Genomic DNA, 18,059 nt, shown 5'->3' with positions numbered 1-18,059 from the left:
ACGAAAAAGGGTGGCTCGTGGCCACCCTTTTTCGTCACACCCGTCAGATATAGCCTACTCTGACTTGCGCGTTTCCACCTGCATCAGCGGCTCGGCCGCCTCCACCTTTGACGCTCTCGGGCGCGGCGCACGCGGCTTCGCTGCAGCAACCGCTTCTTCAGCAGCGGCGGCTTCCAGGCGTTGCAGACGCTCCGCCTTGGTTTCGACCTGCACCAGGCCTTCCGCGCTTTCGGTTACCGCAGCCTTTGCTGCCGGTCGGCGGCGGCGTGGCGCACGTGTACGCGCCGGTTCCGTCGCGCCTTCTTCAGCTTCGGGCGCAGCAGGCGTTTCTGCTGTTTCCACCTGTTGCAGAGCTGGGCTTTCGGCAACTACTGGCGCGGCCTGAATTTCCGCCTGAACTTGCGGACGGGGCGCTTCTTCCGCCACGGCGACAAGGGCCGCCATTACCTCAGCCTTCGGCTCAGGAACTTCGACCACGGCTGCCGGTTCGACCACGGGTGCGGCAACATCAGCGGCAACGGGCGCGATTGGCGCAACCACTTCGCTCATGACCTCCACCGCAGGAGCTGCGGTAACTGCAACTGCCTCGACTACCGCAGCAGGGGCGGCCTGTTGCTCGACTATCTGTTCCACCAGCGGTGCTGCGGTTGCCTCGACATTTTCTGATGCTTCTGCCGGTACCGCGTTTTCCGGGCGATTCTCTTCACGACGCTCGCGTTCGCGCTTGCCGCCGCGGCGGTTACGTTTGGCACGCGGCTCTGCTCCGCCTTCACCGGCCGTGATCGCCGCACCCTTCTCCGCTACTGCGACAGCCTGTTGCGGTGCGGAGCGTTCGCGTTCGGCTTTGGCAGCCAGTTCTTTCCTCAGGTCGCCACGGCCTTCACCGCGTTCTTCGTTACCTCTCTCGCCGCCCCTGCCTTCGCCGCCCCTGCCTTCGCCGCCACCGCGACGCTGCTGGCCGCCGCGACCGCCTTGGCCTTGGCCCTGACGTGGCTCGCGTGCTTCACGCGGCTCGCGCGGTTCGCGTTGCTGACGCTCCGGGCGCCGCTCGCGTTCGCGCTGCTGGCCCTGCGGCTTGGGTTTTGCCACGGGCTTTACTTCTTCTTCCTTGGCGGTCCCTAGTTTCTGCAGCCACCCCTTGATCTTGCCGAAAATGGAAGGCGTTTCCACCACCGGTTCGGCGCGCATCGGTGCAGGCGCACCCGGCGTGATGCCACGCACTGCGGCCTGCTGGCGTGGCGCCTTGGCTTCCTGTGCAGGAGTTGCAGCTTCCGCGGCTTCTGCAGGCGACTCCACCATCTGGTAGCTGGGTAGCGCACTTTCGGTGATATCTTCGTGGCGCAGGCGCACGATGGTGTAGTGCGGGGTTTCGAGATGGACATTGGGGATCAGTACCACGCTGACCTTGTGGCGCGATTCGATGCCGTAAATATCGGCGCGCTTCTCGTTCAACAGGAAAGTGGCAACATCCACCGGCACCTGGGCGTGAATGGCGGAACTGTTCTCCTTCATCGCCTCTTCCTGCAGGATGCGCAGGATGTGCAGTGCCGACGATTCGGTGCCACGGATGTGCCCGGTGCCGTGGCAACGCGGGCAGGGAATGTGGCTGGTCTCGCCGAGCGACGGCTGCAAGCGTTGGCGCGAAAGTTCGAGCAGGCCAAAACGGGAAATCTTGCCCATCTGGACGCGCGCACGGTCATGGCGCAAGGCGTCGCGCAAGCGGTTTTCCACTTCGCGCTGATTCTTCTGGCTCTCCATGTCGATGAAGTCGATCACCACCAGGCCGCCCAGATCGCGCAAGCGCAGCTGGCGGCCGATTTCGTCGGAGGCTTCAAGGTTGGTGTTGAATGCAGTCTGTTCGATGTCCGAACCGCGCGTGGCGCGGGCGGAGTTGACGTCGACCGACACCAGCGCCTCGGTATGGTCGATCACGATGGCGCCGCCGGAGGGCAGGGAGACTTCGCGCGAGAACGCGGTTTCGATCTGGTGCTCGATCTGGAAGCGCGAAAACAGCGGCACGTCGTCGGTGTAAAGCTTCACCTTGCCCACGTTGTTGGGCATGACGTGGCTCATGAACTGCATGGCCTGTTCGTAAACTTCCGTGGTATCGATGAGAATCTCGCCGATATCGGGCTGGAAATAGTCGCGGATGGCTCGGATCACCAGGCTGCCTTCCTGATAAATGAGGAAAGCGCCGCTCTGCAGGGTGGAAGCGCTTTCGATGGCGCGCCACAGTTGCAGCAGGTAGTTGAGGTCCCACTGCAGTTCTTCGAGGGTGCGGCCGATGCCGGCGGTACGGGCGATGATGCTCATGCCGGCTGGCACGTCGAGTTGCGCCATGGTTTCGCGCAGTTCGTCGCGGTCTTCGCCTTCGATGCGGCGCGAAACGCCGCCGCCGCGCGGGTTGTTAGGCATCAGGACGAGATAGCGGCCGGCCAGACTGATGAAGGTGGTGAGCGCGGCACCTTTGTTGCCGCGTTCGTCCTTCTCCACCTGGACGATGAGTTCCTGGCCTTCCTTCAGCGCATCCTGGATGCGCGCCTTGGAAACTTCGACGCCTTCCGGCAGGTTGAAGAAACTGCGCGCGACTTCCTTGAACGGCAAGAAACCGTGACGGTCCGTGCCATAGTCGATGAAAGCCGCTTCCAGGGAAGGTTCGATGCGGGTGATGACACCCTTGTAGATGTTGCTCTTGCGTTGTTCCTTACCGGCTGATTCGATGTCGAGGTCGATCAGTTTCTGACCGTCGACAATCGCTACGCGCAACTCCTCAGCCTGAGTTGCGTTGAACAGCATACGTTTCATTGTTTATTTCCCCCGCGCTCTCCACGGGGCAAAACAACCCACCCTGCCCACTTTGTTGAAGCGCGCAGGGCTGCAAAGTTATTTCTATCGAATCATCTGTTTATGATTTTCAGTCAACTTCAAAATCGGGTTGTTCATTAAATTTTGTCGTTCTGCACCAGAACCTGAGCACCGGCACGACGCGTTTCTTACGCCATCGAATGCCGGGCCTTAAACCAAATACATTCAGGAGCCCAAGTAAAATCGGACTCCATCCCCACTGCGCCCTGGCTTGCTGAACAAGCCATACGGAGCGTCCTATGCGGGGCGTATCGTTCGGGCAGAACTTGAAAATATCGCCTGTTAAGAGCGCGCAAATACGACTATCGCTACTTATAAATGGTGAGCGTTATAACCAGTGCCAGCCAGGCTTCCTAGTGATTGAAACACTGGCCGTTTTGTAACTGAAACCGTGTTGTTGCCGAACGATAGGAGTTCCCATCGCAGCACAACCCGGCTAGTATAAGCAAAATGAATGAATTGGGCAAAAATTCCGTCGCCATGCTCACCATCGACGAGGGCAGCGAAGGACAGCGCATCGACAACTACCTGCTGAAGCTGCTAAAAGGCGTCCCCAAGAGCCATATTTACCGCATTCTGCGCAAGGGCGAAGTCCGTGCCAACAAGAAGCGCGTCGATGCCACTTACCGTCTGGTGCTGGGTGATATCGTGCGCGTCCCCCCAGTGCAGACCGCCCGGCGCGAGCCCGTCAATGTCCAGCCGGTCACCGCGAAACTGTCGCACTGCACCATTTTCGAAGACAATGCCCTGCTGGTCATCAACAAGCCCTCGGGCATGGCGGTGCACGGCGGCAGCGGCATCAGCCGCGGTGTGATCGAGCAACTGCGCCTGGAACGGCCCGAGCTGAAATTCCTCGAACTGGCCCACCGCCTCGACCGCGAAACTTCGGGCGTGCTGCTGCTGGCAAAGAAGCGCAGCGCGCTGGTCAAACTGCATGAAGCCATGCGTGAAGGCGGCCGCACCAGCGAAGGGGGAATGGACAAGTTCTATTTCGCCTTGGTGAAGGGCAACTGGCCCGACGAGCGGCGCCATGTGAAGCTCCCCTTGTTCAAGTACTTGACCGCTGAAGGTGAGCGCCGCGTCAGCGTGCGCGAAGACGGCCAGGCATCGCACACCATATTTTCGCTGAAACAGAAGTGGGACGGGTTCACCCTGCTCGAAGCCGAGCTCAAAACCGGGCGCACTCACCAGATCCGCGTCCACCTCTCGCACCTCGGGTTTCCCATCGCCGGCGACGACAAATACGGCGACTTCCCCTGGAACAAGGAATTGCAGCGGCGGGGCTTGAAACGCATGTTTCTGCATGCACATAAGGCCGTTATCCGGCACCCGGCGACAGGCGAAACGCTGACCCTGGTCGCGCCGCTGCCGCCGGAACTGGAGCGCTTCCTGCATTCACTGGAAAAACCTGAAAATGCCCAAACAATTTGATCTCCTGGTGTTCGACTGGGACGGCACGCTGATGGACTCGGCGGCTGCCATCGTGGCCTCGATCCAGGCCGCCAGCCGCGACATCGGCGTGGACGAACCCAGCGATGCAGCAGCGCGCCATATCATCGGCCTGGGGCTGAACGAGGCGATCGCCGCCCTGTTTCCCGATCTGGCGCAGGCCGATTACCTCAGGCTGGCGGAACGCTACCGCGTCCACTTCATGGCCCAGGATGCCGAAATTCCGCTGTTCGCGGGTGCCGACGAGACGATACGCGAATTGCACGAGGCCGGGTTCCTGCTGGCGGTCGCCACCGGGAAAGGCCGCCGCGGCCTCGACCGGGTACTCGACCACACCGGTCTGCGACCTTATTTTCACGCCACGCGCTGCGCTGACGAGAGTTTCTCCAAACCCCACCCGCAAATGCTGCTCGAATTGATGGAACGCCTGGGCGCCACGCCTGATAAAACCCTCATGATAGGCGACACTAGTCACGACCTGCAGATGGCGCAAAATGCCGGCGTACCCAGCCTGGGAGCCGGTTACGGCGCGCACCCCAGGGAAGGATTGCTGGAATTCTCCCCGCTCGCCTGCGCCGACAGTTTCACCGAATTGCGAACATGGCTGCGCGAACATGCCTGAGTGTAAAAAAGGCTGCATTCATATCAATGCAACTCAGGTAAAATAAGCTCCCTTAAAAATCCCGCCCCGAGAGAATACGAAACGATGTCCGAACCCGACAACTGGGAACGCAAGACCCTGGAGAAACTGGCCTTTTCCGCGCTGCAGGAACAACGCCGCGGGCGTCATTGGAGTATCTTCTTCAAACTGCTGACCTTCATCTACCTGTTTGCACTGCTGGTGATCGCCATGGGCTGGCTGGACCACGGCGAAATGACAAGCAGCGGCAAGCATACCGCCATCGTGGAAATGCGCGGCGTGATCGGCAGCGGCGCGGATACCGACGCAGAACGCGTGATAAGCGGATTGCAGGCCGCATTCAAGGACAAGAACACCAAGGGCGTCATCCTGCATATCAACAGCCCCGGCGGCAGCCCGGTTCAGGCGGGTTACATCAACGACGAAATGCGCCGCCTCAAAGTCAAATACCCCAACATCCCGCTCTACGCGGTGGTGGAAGACATCTGCGCCTCCGGCGGTTACTACGTCGCGGCCGCCGCAGATAAAATCTACGTAGACAAGGCCAGCATCGTCGGCTCGATCGGCGTCATCATGGACAGCTTCGGTTTCACCGGCACGATGGCAAAACTGGGAGTCGAGCGCCGCGTGCTGACGGCGGGCGAAAACAAGGCTTTCCTCGACCCATTCTCGCCTGCCAACCCCAAACAGGAAGAATTCGCCAAGACAATGCTGGAAGAAATCCATCAGCAATTTATCCAGGTCGTACGCCAGGGGCGCGGCAAGCGCCTCAAGGAAACGCCGGAAATGTTCAGCGGCCTGGTATGGAGCGGCGAGAAGAGCATCCAGCTGGGCCTGGCAGACGGTCTCGGCAGTGCCGAATATGTGGCGCGCGAAATCGTCAAGGCTGAAGACATGGTGGATTACACGCCACAGGAAGGGTTGGCCGAACGCGTTGCCAAGCGCTTCGGCGCTGCCACGGCAAAAAGCTGGCTGGCCCCGCTTTCGCTCAGCAATTTAAGTTTGCGTTAATTTTCATCCCTTCCCTTTCCAGGGGGAAGGTAGGCTGGGGGTGGGTATCCCCGTGATTTGCAAACCATCCCCACCCCGGCCCTCCCCTTGATAGGGAGGGAGAGAAGATTCCAAGGAGATATTGTGCGATTCCGTTTCCCCGTCGTCATCATTGACGAAGATTTCCGTTCCGAAAACGCCAGCGGCATCGGCATCCGCGTGCTGGTCAAAGCCATCGAGGAAGAAGGCCTGGAGGTGCTGGGCGCCACCAGTTACGGCGACCTGTCCTCGTTCGCCCAGCAGCAGAGCCGGGCTTCCACGTTCATCCTGTCCATCGACGACGAAGAATTCTCCACACCCGATCTGGCCGAGCATGCAGTTGAACAGATACGCGCCTTTGTCGTGGAAATCCGCCGCCGCAACGCCGAAATCCCGATTTTCCTTTACGGCGAAACCCGCACCTCGCGCCACATCCCCAATGACGTGCTGAAAGAACTGCACGGTTTCATCCACATGTTCGAGGACACCCCGGAGTTCATCGCCCGCTACGTGGCACGTGAAGCGCGCGACTACCTGGACACCCTGGCGCCGCCTTTCTTCCGCGCCCTCACGCATTACGCTGCCGATGGCTCCTATTCGTGGCACTGCCCCGGCCATTCCGGCGGCGTCGCCTTTCTCAAGAGCCCGGTGGGTCAGATGTTCCACCAGTTCTTCGGCGAGAACATGCTGCGCGCCGACGTGTGCAACGCGGTGGACGAACTGGGCCAGTTGCTCGACCACACCGGCCCGGTCGCAGCCAGCGAACGCAACGCCGCGCGGATTTTCAACGCCGACCACCTGTTTTTCGTCACCAACGGCACCTCCACCTCGAACAAGATGGTGTGGCACTCCACGGTCGCGCCCGGCGACGTGGTGGTAGTGGACCGCAACTGCCACAAGTCCATTCTCCACGCCATCATCATGACCGGCGCGGTGCCGGTGTTCCTGACGCCGACCCGCAATCATTACGGCATCATCGGCCCGATCCCGCTGGAGGAATTCGCGCCGGAGAACATCCGCAAGAAAATCGAGGCCAACCCGTTTGCCCGCGGCGTCAAAACCAAGCCGCGCGTGCTCACCCTCACCCAGAGCACCTACGACGGCATTCTCTACAACGTTGAAACCCTCAAGACCTTGCTGGACGGCGAGATCGACACGCTGCACTTCGACGAAGCCTGGCTGCCGCACGCCACTTTCCACGATTTCTACTCCGGCATGCACGCCATCGGCAAGGACCGCCCGCGCTGCAAGAACTCGATGCTGTTTTCCACCCAGTCCACGCACAAGCTGCTGGCCGGCCTGTCGCAGGCATCGCAGATCCTGATTCAGGAATCGGAAACGCGCAAACTGGACCGCGATATTTTCAACGAAGCCTACCTGATGCACACCTCCACCAGCCCGCAGTACGCCATCATCGCCTCGTGCGACGTGGCCGCGGCAATGATGGAGCCGCCCGGCGGCACGGCGCTGGTGGAAGAATCCATCCTCGAAGCCCTGGATTTCCGCCGCGCCATGCGCAAGGTGGATGAAGAATTCGGCGATTCCTGGTGGTTCAAGATCTGGGGGCCGGAGCATCTCGCCGAGGAAGGCATTGGCGAGCGCGACGACTGGATGCTGCGTGCCGGCGAGCGCTGGCACGGCTTCGGCAACCTTGCCCCGGGCTTCAACATGCTCGACCCGATCAAATCCACCGTCATCACCCCGGGACTGGATGTGGACGGCGACTTTGCGGATTCCGGCATTCCCGCCGCCATCGTCACCAAATACCTGTCCGAGCATGGCGTGATCGTCGAAAAGACCAGCCTGTACTCGTTCTTCATCATGTTCACCATCGGCATCACCAAGGGCCGCTGGAACACCATGCTCACCGCGCTGCAGCAGTTCAAGGACGAATACGACCGCAACCAGCCGCTATGGCGCGTGCTGCCGGAATTCGTCGCCAAGCACCCGCGCTACGAGCGCATGGGTCTGAAGGATCTCAGCGACAGCATCCACGGCATCTACAAGGCCAACGACGTGGCGCGGCTCACCACCGAAATGTACCTCTCCGACATGGTGCCGGCCATGAAACCGACAGACGCCTTCGCCAAAATGGCGCACCGCGAAATCGACCGGGTCGAGATCGACGACCTCATGGGGCGGGTCACCAGCGTGTTGTTGACGCCCTACCCCCCCGGCATCCCGCTCCTCATCCCCGGCGAGCGCTTCAACGAAACCATCGTCCGCTACCTGAAATTCGCGCGCGACTTCAACGAACGCTTCCCCGGCTTCGAGACCGACATCCATGGCCTGGTGCAGGAAGAAGTGGATGGCAAGAAGCGCTATTACGTGGATTGCGTGAGACAGGGCTAGCAGAACACATTTCAGACGAATATGTGACTCGTGGCATAACGGCAAGCCCATTTCATCTTGATGCGGCGTTGCGGCTTCTTTTGGCGCATCATTACTGGCTGATTGGGACTGCCGAGTAGATTGTGTTTTGCCGTTGACGCGGAGCGTTTAGGAAATCTGGAACCGGGGCAACCGCTCATCCCCCCGGAGCAACCACTTGTCATTTCGCGCTAACATCCCGCAAACGATTTCGTTTATGATGCATTCAATCATTATGGGGCTGAATCGAACATGACACACCGCCGCTTCACCGGATTTTCCCTGATTGAACTGCTGGTCACAGTATCGGTGCTGGGAATCCTGGTGGCCTTGGCTGCACCCAGCTTTCAATCGCTCATTCGCGCCAACCGGATCGCCAACCTGACCAATGATCTGGTTTCCGGCCTCAATCTGGCCAGATCGGAAGCGATCAAGCGCGGCACCAGGGTTACGTTATGCAAAGTTGCCGACCCGAACACCAACACCCCCGCCTGCAGTACCAGCGCCAACTGGCAAACCGGCTGGCAGGTATTCGTGGACGGCAGTACAGCCGGCACCTTCGATGGCACGGATACGCGCATAGCGGTAGGACAACCTTCAAGTAACGGCAGCGACGCGTCCATCACTCCTGACGCCGTTTTCACCAACTTCATAAGCTACGATGGCCGTGGCGCCAGCAATTCGAGCGGCAACATGGTCGTTTGCCTCGGGGGCCTTTCCCGGACCATCCGGATTAGTGCGACGGGCCGCATTCAAACCACCTCGGGGACCTGCTGATGAACCGCTCAGTATTTCTTAGACCGCGTTCCTTCCTTGCTTCCCGGCGCCAGCACGGCACCACCATGCTGGAGGTCTTGATCACTATCGTGGTCATCGCCTTCGGCTTGCTGGGGCTGGCTGGTTTGCAAGCCGTTTCGATGAAAAACAACAATCACGCCTATTATCGCAGCGTAGCCACCATGATGGCCCACGATGTAACCGAACGCATGCGCGCCAACCGTACAGCCGCACTGGGTGGCAGTTATGCCACCGCCATTGGTGTTGCAGCACCCACCCCCGCTGACGTGGCAAGTACCGACTTGAGCGAGTGGAAGAAAAGCCTCGCGGCGAACCTGCCGAGTGGCGACGCCGCCAACTCTGTGAACGGTACCGTAGCTACCATCACCATCCAGTGGGTGGAAGGCAGCAACACCACCACATTCGTAACCCAGACGGATCTCTGATCATGGCACGCAAACTCAAATACGTAGCCGCGCGACCGTCCCGAACGCGCGGTTTCACCCTGGTCGAGATGTTGATCGCCATCACGCTGGGCATGCTCCTGGTCATCGGCGTGAGCTACGCCTACCTGGGCACCAAGCAAACCTCGCGCATGCAGGCAAGCCTGGCGCGCATGCAGGAAGGGGCGCGTTTTGCTTTCGAGACCATGGCACTCGATATCCGCATGGCAGGCGCAGCAGGCTGCAGTATTGTCCCACTTCCCCCCGCACCCACCACAGTCAACTCATATGGTACAGCCTATTGGTTCAGCGACCTTTTCAACCAGCCTCTGACCGGTTACGAAAATGCGACCGCCACTGCGCCAACCACCCCGCAGAACGTCCGGACCAGCGTATCCACCCTGAGCGGCCACGCAGCCAGCGACGCACTCGCCGTGGTACTGGCGGAAGGCGGAGGCGGGATAATCATGGGGGGCAATCGCGAATACCGCGTGACAGCCTACACCCCCAATAATTTCACGGTAACACCAGCGCCTACCGCACTGACTTCGGGCGAACTCGTGGTGGCGACCAACTGCCAGACTCCGCTCCTGAGCGTTGCGACCGTCGCAGGCAATGTCATAACCACCACCGGAGCAACTGCTGCATACGGTCCAGGTTCCAGTATTTTCGGGGTAACCGGCAACCTTTTCTACATCGGCGTCAATACCGCGGGCGAACCCACCTTGTACCGGCAGCACCTGACCCAGTCCGGCGGCGCACCCGCCACCGTCGCCCAGGAACTGGTGGAAGGCGTCGAGGACATGCAGATCATGTACGGCGTGGACACCACCCCGACAGCGGACCATGTCATCGATACTTATCTCAACGCGAATGATGTGGCAGGCGCTGGTGTTCCAGGAGCGACAACCGCGGAAAAATGGCAGCGGGTGCTCAGCGTCAAAGTCAACCTACTCATGCGCTCCACCGAGGACGGCATCATAAGCGCACCCCAGGACTATCACTATCCCGACCCCGACAGTGCCGCCACAACCCCCGCCGACAGGCGCCTGCGCAGGGCATTCACCACCACCATTGCGGTGAGGAACCGTCTATGATCCCGCACAACCACGGCTTTTTAGCATCAGGCAGGACGCCGCGACGCGAGCGCGGCGTCACCCTGGTCATCGCGCTGATTTTCCTCGTCATGCTGACCTTGATCGCCGTCACAGCCGCGCAGAACAGCGGCCAGGAAGAACGCATGGCCGGCAACACGCGCCAGCGTGATCTGGCTTTCCAGGCAGCGGATGCGACTCTCAGTTATGTGGGAGCAAACCTGAGCGCCATCCTAAACATCACCGCCTGCCCAGCGCCCCTCCCTACAAAGTTTAGCACCGCCGTCACTGGCTTCCTTGCCTGGGACCCTACACGCGACAACGATGCGGCATACTGGAGCAGCTACAACTGGGCCGCTCAAAGCATCACAGCCCCATCAACTCTGGGACTCACCGTAATCCCGCTGGCGAACTGGCCTAGCTACGTGGTGGAACAACTTCCTAATTCGGCTGCCGCCGGCCCCCCCCCGGTAACCTCATGTTTTTATCGCGTGACCGTACGCGGCCAGGGAATTGACCCTAACGCGGTGGTCATCCTGCAAGCGATTTACAAATACCCCTCCTGATTTGCCCGGAACTCACTCCAAGGAGTACATCATGCAAACATCACGACTGCTAAAATTTGCCCTAGTGGCAGTATTGCTCGGCAGCCCGGTCTGGTCGGTTGCACCTGCCGGGGCAACGCTGACTTTATCGGATTACCCGCTGTTCCTGACCGGCTCGGTTGAACCGAATATCGTGCTCACCCTGGACGACTCGGGGAGTATGGCGTGGGCCTATGTTCCGGATGGACTTTTGGCGGACGCCGCGACCAAGCGCTTCAAATCGGCCTATTACAATCCCATGTATTACGACCCCACCATCGTCTACACGCCGCCACCACAATACAATGGCGGGGGCTGCACCATCGACCCCGCCACCAACCCCGCCACCTGCTATGCCAATGCAACATTCACCGCCGCTCCCATCAATGGATACGACGCAACGCGGGGCACGGTAAACCTGTCAACCAACTACAGGGCGGTGCGGGAATACAACCCGAGCAGCACCTCCCAGACATTTGCCGACTCGACCGCGACGTCGGCCTATTATTATCTTTTCTGGACGCAAGCTGGCGTGACTCTGCCCACCAACTGCACCGCGACCGTGGCCGACCAGAAAGCCGATGACGATTGCTACGTGCTGCGCACGGTCGGCGCCACGAATGACATCGCTTCCGGCACGGCGACACAGAAAAAGCAGAATTTCGCCAACTGGTACTCTTATTACCGCACCCGCAACCTGGCCACTGTCAGCGGCACCTTGCGGGCATTCGCCGGGCTCGGCAACAACGTGCGCGTGGCCTGGCAGAACCTGCACACCTGTACCAGTCTGTCCACCGCCAGCCCCTTTTCCGCCACCTGCCACGGCTGGACTGCGACGAATTACGACAACCGCATCAAGACCTTCAGCGGCACCCACAAGTCCGATTTCTTCAGCTGGGCAGCCCGCCTCCCCGCCAGCGGTGGAACACCGATGCGCAGCACCATGCAACGGGCTGGTGAATATTACAAGGCCACCGGCGTCAACAGCGCCTATGCCGAAGACCCGACTGTCACTGATGGCACCAACTATACCTGCCGGCAAAATTACCACATCATGTTCACCGACGGCTTATGGAATGGAGACGACAACGTCAATTTCGGCGGCAACGTGGATTCCACGGCCAAGACCCTGCCGGACGGAACGGCTTACACGCCTATTTACCCTTACAAGAACACCACGACTCTCCCCTCGACCAATTACACCTACACCTGCAGAGTGTTTTTTGATGACAGGGGAAGCCCCGGCCCAGACCGGATCAACATTGTAAACAGCACCGGGTGTACCGATCCCTTTGCCAGCCTCAGCGGTACCAGCGGAGTACAGGTGACCGTGGCCGGCGCCGGCGCAACCTACAACGGGACCTATACCGCTACTTATTCGAGCAACACTCGCATCACCGTCGGCGACGCTTGGGGCAGCGACAGCGCCAACCCGGTAAACGGCGTCACGCTTTCATGGAGCATCCCGACCTCCGCATACAGCTACAGCAACACGCTGTCTGACATCGCGTTCAAATACTGGTCGACCGACCTGAACACGACCCTGGCCAACAACGTTCACCCCCACATCGCCGAAACTTCCACGAATCCAACCACGCAGTACTGGAACGCCAAGAATGACCCGGCGAATTGGCAGCACATGGTCAACTTCACCATCGGTCTGGGATTGGGCACTATTCTGGTTGATCCGGCCTGGGGTGGCAGCACCTATGCCGGTGATTATTCCGCCCTGGCTGCAGGCACCAAATTCTGGCCGTTCACCGACGAATCGCCTGTCGGCACCAACCCGCCATATGGCTACGCTTATGTCGCGGACCTGTGGCATGCCGCAATCAATAGTCGCGGGCAGTTTTTCAGTGCGGAAAACCCGCAGAATGTGGTCGACGCTTTCAGTTCGATCGTGTCGACCATCACGACGACCAATGCGTCTTCCGCCGCACTGGCAGCCAACTCGACCAGTCTCAACACCGGCACGGTGGTGTATCAGGCACAGTTCGACAGCACGAACTGGAGCGGCCACTTCTATGACTTTACCGTGGTCAGCAGCGGGGTCAACGCCGGGAAAGTGCTGGACATAAACAATGACGGGAGGCTGGATGGCGTCGATGCCAACTGGGATGCAGCGACGCTGATTCCGGTCCCGGCCTCGCGTAATATTTTCACCATGAATGGCGGTACGGCACAGGCGTTCAGCACCTGCACCAGCAGCCTGGCCACCGCCCTGAACAAGGACTCCTTCGGGGTGGTTGACGGCAAATGTGCAGACAGGCTTGCCTGGCTGCGTGGAGACACCACCCAGGAAGAGCGTTTCCCTCCTGGCATTTTCAGAAACCGGCCGGCATGCCCCTCGCCCGCCACCTGTACCAATGTGCTGGGCGACATCGTCAACTCCGATCCGATATTTTCCTATAACGAGGATTATGGCTTCACCTCCTTGCCGAGCGGCACTACCGGCCAGAGCACTTATGCAAGCTACGTGGCAACCAAGAGTGCCCGCCCGCCGATGGTGTATGTCGGCGCGAACGACGGCATGTTGCACGGTTTCCGCTCGGACATCGGCAACGCCGACTCAGGCAAGGAGTTGCTCGCTTATGTGCCGGCTGGCGTTTACGACAAGCTGAGCGCCATCACCGACCCGGCGTATACGCACAAGTACTTGGTGGACGGGCCGGCCAACGCCAGCGACGCCTACCTGGGAGGCAGCTGGAAGACCGTGTTGGTAGGCAGTCTGGGCGCTGGCGGAAAATCCGTTTATGCCCTGGACGTGTCCCACCCCGATACTTTCGATGCAACCAAAGTGCTATGGGAGTTTTCTGATGCCACCGACTTGGGACTGACCTACGGACAGCCGCAAATCGGCCGCCTGCACGATGGCTCCTGGGCCGCGATTTTCGGCAATGGCTACAACAGCACTGCGGACAAGGCATATCTCTATATCGTGAATCTGGAGACCGGTGCACTGATCAGCAAGATCCCGACCGACAGCACCGCGGCCAACGGGCTGTCCACGCCGGCTCTATATGACTCCAACAACGACAAGATTATTGACGCGGTTTATGCCGGCGATTTGCAGGGCAGATTGTGGAAGTTCGACTTATCCAGCAGCACGCCCTCTAGCTGGACGGCCACAACATTGTTCACCGCCACCAATACCAGCGGCCAGGTACAGCCCATCACCTCGCAGCCCTTGTTGGGGCCCAGCCCCGTACCGGCCAGCGGCGGGGTGATGGTGTATTTCGGCACAGGAAGTTTCATCACCACGACCGACAGCGTCAATACGGATGTACAAAGCTACTACGCCATCTGGGACACTGGCGTGGCAATAACCAGAAGTATGTTGCAGCAACAAACCATCCTCACCCAAACGGACGATGTGACGCCACCCACACCCGTACCCCCCGGTCCATACTGGCGCACGACCAGCGCCAACGCGGTGGATTACGCGGGAACCCAGCGTGGGTGGTACATGGACTTGCTGCCGCCATCCGGCACGCACCGTGGCGAGCGGGTGATTTACCGATCGCAGGTGCTAAACGGCCGGGTGCTTTTTGTGACGCTGATACCCTCGACCGACAAGTGCACTTCAGGGGGCACTGGTTGGCTGATGGAGCTCAGCCTGACGGGTGGTGCAATGGCTACGGATCCCATATTTGACACCAACGGCGACGGCACGGTAGACAGCAGCGATGCATCTGCATCGGGCGTCACCCCTGGGGGAGGCATTCCCACCGTCCCCGTCGTGATCATTGGGCCTGCCGGCATACCAATTTTCAAATTGACCAGCGCCTCCAGTGCGGCAATTGGCACAACGCTGAATGCGAACCCCACGCCGCCCCCCGTGACGCTCCCGACCCGCATTTTCTGGCGGCAGATTCAATAAGCACTTCCTGATTGCCCCCCCAAGCTGAGGGGGGCAATCAGCGCTTTCCTGAAAAACGATTTTGGAGAAGAACATGAAATTCAAGCAAATGCGCGGCTTTAGCCTGCTCGAACTGATGATAGTCGTAGCGGTCATAGGAATACTGTCAGCCATTGCCTATCCCTCCTACCAGTCATATACCAAGCGCGCGCAGCGTTCGCAAGCCAGAAGCGTGCTGCTCGAAGACGCGCAGTTTCTAGAACGAAAATTCACCGAGGACAACAAGTACAATTGTGCTACCTGTGTTGTTCAATTCGTGAATTCCCCGAAGGAAGGTACTGCGGTTTACAACATAGATTTGCCGGTGCAAACTGCAACTGCCTATACCCTGAGAGCCATCCCTGTGGGTGGCGGACTGATGGACGGTGATGCATGCGGCTCCCTGACGCTGACCAGCCTCGGCGTAAAAGGCGTCACAGGAACCGCGAGCGTGGCCGAATGCTGGAACAAGTAGTCTGCTGAGCCGCACCAGGACGCAGGACGGGTTCTAGCTTTATACGATACCGCTACGACATGAATTCTTTGAGCACCTTGAATACCGTCGTCGCAATTGCCTTGTTCTGAGACCAAGACACCGGGCGGGGCGGGCAAGCCCGTACTCGCCTTGACCCAGGCTTTCACCCCAAGCCTGGAAGCAACTGCGATTTTGCGGACGACAAAGCGTTCTCGTTCGCAGATATAATACCCTCCCGAATTTTCCGATTCTCCCAGGTCCGGTCCATCTTTGTTCAATCCCGATTACATCATTGTCGGCAGCGGCATCATCGGCTGCAGCACTGCCCTTCAGCTGGCAAACACTGGCGCGTCGGTTAGATTGCTGGAACGGAATCAGCCCGGCCAGGAGTCTTCCTGGGCAGGCGGCGGCATTCTATTCCCACTCCTGCCATGGGATTACACCGATGCCGTCAACCAACTGGTGCAACGGAGCATCGCGCTGTTCCCAGGATGGGCCGAGGAACTGCAAACCGCGACCGGCATAGATCCTGAATACCGGTGCTGCGGCATGCTGGTGCTGCCGCCTGTTTCCACGTCCAAAGCACGAATATGGTGCGACACTCATGGCACTCGGCTGGAAAGTGCGGGAGCACGGGAGATCGTTCCCGAACTGGCGGCTGACGAAGAGGCTTTATGGCTCCCGGATGTCGCTCAGGCGCGCAATCCTAGATTGCTAAAAGCCCTGCGACGCAGGCTGGAACTGCTTGGCGTCGAAATCTCCGAGCATACTGAAGTCACCAGATGGAACAGCGACGGCGCCAGAATCACCAGCATCGAGACCAGCCGCGGCGAGTTGAAAGCCGGGCGTTACATCGTCGCTTCTGGCGCGTGGAGCAAAAAGCTGTTGGGCGAGCACGCGCTGAATCTGGATATCCGCCCCATCCGCGGACAGATGCTGCTGTTCAAGGCGGAACCGGGAGCCTTGCGCACCATTATCCTGCGCGAAGGGTTTTACCTGATCCCGCGCCTCGATGGACATATCCTGGCTGGCAGCACGCTGGAAGACGTGGGCTTCGACAAAACCACAACGGAACAGGCCAAAGCAATGCTTTATGCCCAGGCCACAGAAATTTTGCCCTTGCTGAAACATGCGCCAGTGGTTAAGCACTGGGCGGGACTGCGCCCGGGATCCCCGGACAACATCCCCACCATCGATCGCCACCCGCAACTGGAAAATCTCTATATCAACAGCGGCCACTTCCGCTACGGCGTCACCATGGCGCCCGCCAGCGCCGAGATCATGGCCAATCTGATTCTGGAACGCCCGCAAACGCTCGACATCGCACCTTATCGCTGGCCTGTTGCGCAAAAATAAACTATATTCACATCATCATTTGAATATAGGAACCACAATGGTCGACACCAAGGCGCACTGGGAACAGGTCTACGCCACTCGCAAACCGCATGAGGTCGGCTGGTTTCAGGCTTATCCGGAAATTCCGCTACGCCTCATCGCCGCCACGGGCATGGGCAAAAGCGAGGCGATCATCGACGTGGGCGGCGGCGCCTCGAACCTGGTGGACGCACTGCTGGAGAACGGCTACAGCAACGTGACGGTGCTCGATCTTTCCGCCGCCGCGCTGGAGGCTACCCAAGCCCGCCTGGGCGCGGCGTCGAACCAGGTGACCTGGCTGGTCGCGGACATCACCCGATTCGTGCCAGGGCAGCAATATGCCCTCTGGCACGACCGCGCCGTTTTCCACTTCCTCACCGACGCCGCAGACCGCCGGCTATATATCGAGGCAGCCCGATCCGCCCTGCCTCCCGGCGGCCATTTGATCATCGCCACCTTCGCGCTGGACGGCCCTGCCCAGTGCAGCGGCCTGGACGTGGTGCGCTACAGCCCGGAATCCCTGTCACATGAGATCGGCACTGGCTTCGCTCTTGAAGAATCCTTTGGCGCCCTGCATATCACGCCTTCTCAAGGCAAGCAGTCGTACACGTTTTGCCGCTTTATCAGGAAGTAGTACCCGCATGAAGAACACCCCGATCAAACTGGGCGCCACTTACAGCAACGGATATTTTCACGGCCACTGGGAAGTGCGCCAGGTGCTGGCTCAGGGCGTGCCCTGCGAGCACGAAAACCAGCCGGAATGCGTTAAATACAAGGTGTTGGTGGGGCCGCAGCGGCGCCGCAATTTCATCTGCAGCGCGGATGAGTTCTCACGCTGGGCACGCTACGAGGTCGCCCGCGACGAGAATTCCTGGCGCATCAGCAGCGAGAGTTAAATTACCCCCGGCAAAGTCGAGGCTTATTGGGTGAGCCCCTCAAAATGGCCGATAAAACCGCGAGCCGCCTATGGCGGCTGGGGTTACTCCTTCCCCTTCAGGGGGAAGGTTGGGATGGGGGTGGGTTGCACTTTGCGCATTTTCACTACCACTCAAACCCATCCC

The 18,059-nt window shown here is 59.8% G+C and carries 14 protein-coding genes; 13 read left to right on the top strand and 1 reads right to left on the bottom strand.

The features are described from left to right. Positions 1 to 54: 54 nt before the first annotated feature. Complete coding sequence (locus SKTS_RS06455; RefSeq protein WP_173061987.1) at positions 55 to 2,805, bottom strand: Rne/Rng family ribonuclease; 2,751 nt, start codon at positions 2,803 to 2,805, stop codon at positions 55 to 57. Positions 2,806 to 3,315: 510 nt separating this feature from the next. Between SKTS_RS06455 and SKTS_RS06450 the strand changes: the two genes are divergently transcribed. The 13 genes from SKTS_RS06450 to SKTS_RS06390 all read left to right on the top strand — a co-directional run bounded on the left by SKTS_RS06450 (position 3,316) and on the right by SKTS_RS06390 (position 17,894). Further along, positions 3,316 to 4,296 (top strand): RluA family pseudouridine synthase, encoded by a 981-nt coding sequence (locus SKTS_RS06450; RefSeq protein WP_173061984.1) that lies wholly within the window; start codon positions 3,316 to 3,318, stop codon positions 4,294 to 4,296. After that, positions 4,280 to 4,936: an HAD-IA family hydrolase gene (locus SKTS_RS06445; RefSeq protein ID WP_173061981.1), complete on the top strand. Its 657-nt coding sequence runs from the start codon at positions 4,280 to 4,282 to the stop codon at positions 4,934 to 4,936. The genes SKTS_RS06450 and SKTS_RS06445 overlap by 17 nt, the downstream gene beginning before the upstream one ends. 84 nt (positions 4,937 to 5,020) lie before the next feature. Then, positions 5,021 to 5,965 carry a S49 family peptidase gene (locus tag SKTS_RS06440; RefSeq protein WP_173061978.1) on the top strand — a complete coding sequence of 315 codons (945 nt, stop codon included), beginning with the start codon at positions 5,021 to 5,023 and terminating at the stop codon, positions 5,963 to 5,965. 123 nt (positions 5,966 to 6,088) lie between these two features. After that, positions 6,089 to 8,335, top strand: coding sequence for an arginine/lysine/ornithine decarboxylase (locus tag SKTS_RS06435; RefSeq protein WP_173061975.1), 2,247 nt, complete (start codon positions 6,089 to 6,091; stop codon positions 8,333 to 8,335). A gap of 270 nt (positions 8,336 to 8,605) precedes the next feature. Beyond that, entirely contained in the window at positions 8,606 to 9,130 is a 525-nt protein-coding gene (locus tag SKTS_RS06430) for a GspH/FimT family pseudopilin (RefSeq protein WP_173069014.1), read from the top strand. Further along, positions 9,130 to 9,576, top strand: coding sequence for a type IV pilus modification protein PilV (pilV, locus tag SKTS_RS06425; protein WP_173061972.1), 447 nt, complete (start codon positions 9,130 to 9,132; stop codon positions 9,574 to 9,576). The genes SKTS_RS06430 and pilV overlap by 1 nt, the downstream gene beginning before the upstream one ends. Before the next feature lie 2 nt (positions 9,577 to 9,578). Further along, on the top strand, positions 9,579 to 10,670 hold the full coding sequence (locus tag SKTS_RS06420; RefSeq protein ID WP_173069011.1) for a PilW family protein: 1,092 nt from the start codon (positions 9,579 to 9,581) through the stop codon (positions 10,668 to 10,670). Further along, positions 10,667 to 11,233, top strand: coding sequence for a pilus assembly PilX family protein (locus SKTS_RS06415; protein WP_173061969.1), 567 nt, complete (start codon positions 10,667 to 10,669; stop codon positions 11,231 to 11,233). The genes SKTS_RS06420 and SKTS_RS06415 overlap by 4 nt, the downstream gene beginning before the upstream one ends. A gap of 31 nt (positions 11,234 to 11,264) precedes the next feature. Further along, positions 11,265 to 15,131, top strand: a complete 3,867-nt coding sequence (locus tag SKTS_RS06410; RefSeq protein WP_173061967.1) for a pilus assembly protein — start codon at positions 11,265 to 11,267, stop codon at positions 15,129 to 15,131. Between the two features lie 73 nt (positions 15,132 to 15,204). Further along, positions 15,205 to 15,624, top strand: a complete 420-nt coding sequence (locus SKTS_RS06405) for a type IV pilin protein (RefSeq protein ID WP_188200239.1) — start codon at positions 15,205 to 15,207, stop codon at positions 15,622 to 15,624. A gap of 270 nt (positions 15,625 to 15,894) precedes the next feature. Next, positions 15,895 to 16,980 (top strand): glycine oxidase ThiO, encoded by a 1,086-nt coding sequence (thiO, locus tag SKTS_RS06400; protein WP_244617459.1) that lies wholly within the window; start codon positions 15,895 to 15,897, stop codon positions 16,978 to 16,980. 37 nt (positions 16,981 to 17,017) lie between these two features. Then, positions 17,018 to 17,632 (top strand): class I SAM-dependent methyltransferase, encoded by a 615-nt coding sequence (locus SKTS_RS06395; RefSeq protein WP_173061964.1) that lies wholly within the window; start codon positions 17,018 to 17,020, stop codon positions 17,630 to 17,632. Between the two features lie 7 nt (positions 17,633 to 17,639). Beyond that, positions 17,640 to 17,894 carry a hypothetical protein gene (locus tag SKTS_RS06390; RefSeq protein ID WP_173061962.1) on the top strand — a complete coding sequence of 85 codons (255 nt, stop codon included), beginning with the start codon at positions 17,640 to 17,642 and terminating at the stop codon, positions 17,892 to 17,894. Positions 17,895 to 18,059 lie beyond the last annotated feature (165 nt).

Origin of the sequence: Sulfurimicrobium lacus (assembly GCF_011764585.1) — a bacterium.
Classification (GTDB): domain Bacteria; phylum Pseudomonadota; class Gammaproteobacteria; order Burkholderiales; family Sulfuricellaceae; genus Sulfurimicrobium; species Sulfurimicrobium lacus.
This window is presented reverse-complemented; position numbering and strand designations above follow the sequence as displayed.